Below are 2,581 nucleotides of genomic sequence, written 5' to 3' on the forward strand. Positions count from 1 at the left end.
GCCCCGGCCCGCGCTCCGGACCCCGCCCGCCCAGCCACTCTCGGCGGGCCCCGCCGCCCGCTCCAGCAGCCCGGTCCGGGCCGCCAGGGCGGCGGCCTCCAGCCGCGACCCCACGTCCAGCTTCATCAGCACCCGCTGGACGTGGGTCCGCGCCGTACTCGGGGCGATCCCCATCCCGGCCGCGATCCGCCGGGTGTCCTCGCCCTCGGCGACCCGCACCAGCACCTCCACCTCGCGCGGGGTCAGCAACCGCAGCAGCCGCTGCGCCTCGTCGTCCGGCTGCGCCACCGGGTTCAGCAGCTCGGTGAACGCCCCCCGCAGCAACTGCGGGGCCACCGCCGCCTCGCCGGCCCGGGCCTTCAGCATGGCCCGCTCCACGCCCTCGATCCGCTCGTCCTGCCGTACGTAGCCGGAGGCGCCCGCCGCGAAGGCGGCCGCGATGCCGTGCGGGCTGGGCACCGGCCCGAGCACCACCACCGCGACCTGCGGGCGCTCCCGCTTGATCGCCGTCACCAGGTCGAACGCCCCCGGCTCGGCCGGCGCGGACGTCCCCAGCAGGCACACCTCCGGGGCGCGGCTCACCACCAGCTCGGCCGCCCCCGCGGCGGGCGCGGCCGCGGCCAGCACCCGGTGCCCGCGCAGCTTCAACGCCGAGGCCAGCGCCTCGGCGAGCAGCCGGTGGTCGTCGACCACCATGACCCGCACGCCCATCGGACGTCCCTCCCCCTCACCGGGAAGGGGCCGCACCGCCCCAGCACGCCCGGCTGTGTTGACCCGGCAAGCTACACGCTTGTTCGACGGCGCGCTCCCCCTACGCGGCGAAAGCCCCCCGTAATCGCGAATCCGCCCCCGGCGCGGGCGCGGGGGGCGGATCCACTCGTACGACGGGCCGGGGCGTCAGTGCGTGGTCAGCACCATCGCCAGGTACTTGCGGTCCAGCTCCGGGTTGTCGATCTTGTCGACGTTGTCCTGGGAGAGGAAGAGCCGGCCGTCGGCGTACCGGATCTCCAGGTAGTCGAACTCGAACTCGCCCTCGGCCCGGCGCACCGGCTCCTCCGCCGGGTTCTTCATCAGCACCGTCTGCTGGAAGGTCGCGCCGTCGATGCTGACGACCTGCCCGCCGCCGTCGTAGGACGGCGGCTTGTACGCGATGAGGTTGCCGCCGTCCATCCGCAGCGGCAGCAGGTGGTACTTCTCCCCGGCCGGCGCCTTGTCGGTGGTGGGCTTGCCGGTGGCCAGGTCGAAGGAGACGACCTCGTTGGTCCGGCCGGTGTCGCTCTCGCCCTCGTGCTCCTCGGTGGGCACGTAGAGGCGGTTGTTGCCGACGACGGCCTTCTCGCACTTCTCCACCTCGGTGGAGCCGCACTCGGCGGCGTACATGTCGGCGTCCGCGGTGATCTTGGCCTTGAGCTTGCCGGTCGCCTCGTCGATGGAGAAGAAGTCGCTGATGCTGGAGCCGTCGCCCGCGGTGTCGCCCACGTCGGCGGCCACCACCAGCGGCTTGGTGGAGACCACACCCGCGTACTCCACACCCGCCGGCATCTTGTACGTCGACACCGGCGCCCCCGACTTCGGGTCGAGGTTCTGGATCTCCACCCGGCGGGAATCGGAGGAGCCGCACAGGCGCACCGCGACCAGGCCGGCGCCGCCGCCGTAGCCGTTGTCGTAGCAGGACTCGGCGTTGACCTCGGGCTTCCACAGCTCCTTGCCGGTGGCCAGGTCCCAGGCCGCGCCGCCGTCCGTGCCGCCGGCGGCGACGGTCCCGCCGCCCACGGTGACCTCGGAGAACTTCACCTTGTCGTCACCCGCGTTGCCGCCGGTGACGGACTTGGTCCACAGCAGCTTGCCGGTGGCCAGGTCGAGCCCGGCGATCTCGGTGCACGGCTGGTAGTAGTTCGGCCCCTTGCGCCGGGTCGCCTCGTAGGCGATCGCCGTCCTGCCGTCCTGGACGTGCCGGGAGGCCGCGCAGACCGCCCCCGGCAGGGGGAGCTTCCACAGCTCCTTGCCCGTGTCCGGCTGGTAGGCGACGACCGAGTCGACGCCTGCCTTGACGTACGCCTGCTCCGTCACCCACGAACCGCCCACCGGGGTGAGGTCGGGGACCGGCGGCACCGGCAGCTGGAAGCCGACCTTCGCCGCGGGGTCCTGCGGCGCCTTCTCCTTGCCGCCGCCCCCGGGCGCGCCCTTGCCGCCGCCGTCCTTGCCGCCGTCCGCACCGGCCGAGCCGCTCTTGGCCTCGTCGGCCCGGTCGCTGCCGGGACCGCTGTTGGCGTACCAGAAGCCCGCGCCGATGATCAGCACGATCGCCACCGCGGCGGCCACGATGATCTGCGCCTGCGCGGACAGCTTCTTCCGCCCGCCCGCCGGCTGCGGCGCGACGGCCTGGGTCGGCGGCTGCGGGTAGCCGTAGCCGGCCGGCGGCTGGGCGTACGGCGACGGGTGGCCGTACCCGGACTGCTGGCCGTACGGCTGCTGCTGCGGATAGCCGTAGCCCTCGGCGGGTGCGGGCTGCGCCCCGTACGGCTGCTGCTGCGGGTAGCCGTAACCGCCGGCAGGCGGCTGGTTCGGCGGCGGTTACGGC

General features: G+C 74.1%; 2 protein-coding genes. Both read right to left on the reverse strand.

Going from position 1 to position 2,581, the window contains the following annotated elements:
* On the reverse strand, nt 1-711 hold a 711-nt coding region (locus C6N75_RS25770; RefSeq protein WP_105871278.1), incomplete at its 3' end, for a response regulator transcription factor.
* A 186-nt stretch (nt 712-897) separates the two neighbouring features.
* Nucleotides 898-2,310 (reverse strand): PQQ-like beta-propeller repeat protein, encoded by a 1,413-nt coding sequence (locus C6N75_RS25775; RefSeq protein ID WP_258177617.1) that lies wholly within the window; start codon nt 2,308-2,310, stop codon nt 898-900.
* Between the last annotated feature and the right edge of the window lie 271 nt (nt 2,311-2,581).

The sequence above is a fragment of the Streptomyces solincola genome (assembly GCF_002982015.1).
Taxonomy (GTDB): domain Bacteria; phylum Actinomycetota; class Actinomycetes; order Streptomycetales; family Streptomycetaceae; genus Streptomyces; species Streptomyces solincola.